Genomic DNA, 516 nt, shown 5'->3' on the forward strand with positions numbered 1-516 from the left:
TCCATAACGGTGGTGTCCACCGCGATCTCGGACAGGCTGCGCGACGTCACGGCCCCGCAGGCACGACCCGCCTCGATAGTCTTGGTAAGCAGCCACTCCACGCCCTCCTCGCCGATGCGGCCGCGCCAGCGGCTGAGCGAGGAGGGGTGAATGGGCGGGCGGTGCTGGAAGCAGGTCTCGCCAGTGAAGTGCTGGAAGTACGGGTTCTCCACCCATCGGGCGAGCACCGCCTCGTCCGAAAGGTTGAAGGCGTGCTGCAGGTACATCAGCCCCGCCACCAGGCGCGGATGGGTGGCGGGCCGTCCCTCACCAGCTGGAAAGAAGCCCGCCCACTCCCGCTCGAACCATGGCCAGTCGATCAACCCGGCGAGCCGGACCAGCTCATGCCGTCCATCGATCATGTCGACCAGCCGTGGCCGCAGCAGGTCGGCCTGTTCCAAAGGGCGGGGACGATGCTTCATGCCCGCCAGAATCGCAGGATTATCGCATGGTTCCAACTGATCCCTGCAATTCCGG

1 protein-coding gene is annotated in these 516 nt (G+C 66.1%); it reads right to left on the bottom strand.

Going from position 1 to position 516, the window contains the following annotated elements; genetic code table 11:
* Positions 1 to 461, bottom strand: a 461-nt coding sequence (locus ACFFIC_RS29910) for a transposase (RefSeq protein ID WP_377057270.1), incomplete at its 3' end; no start/stop codon positions are given.
* Positions 462 to 516 lie beyond the last annotated feature (55 nt).

This window comes from Muricoccus vinaceus (assembly GCF_042433125.1).
Taxonomy (GTDB): Bacteria; Pseudomonadota; Alphaproteobacteria; order Acetobacterales; family Acetobacteraceae; genus Roseomonas; species Roseomonas vinacea.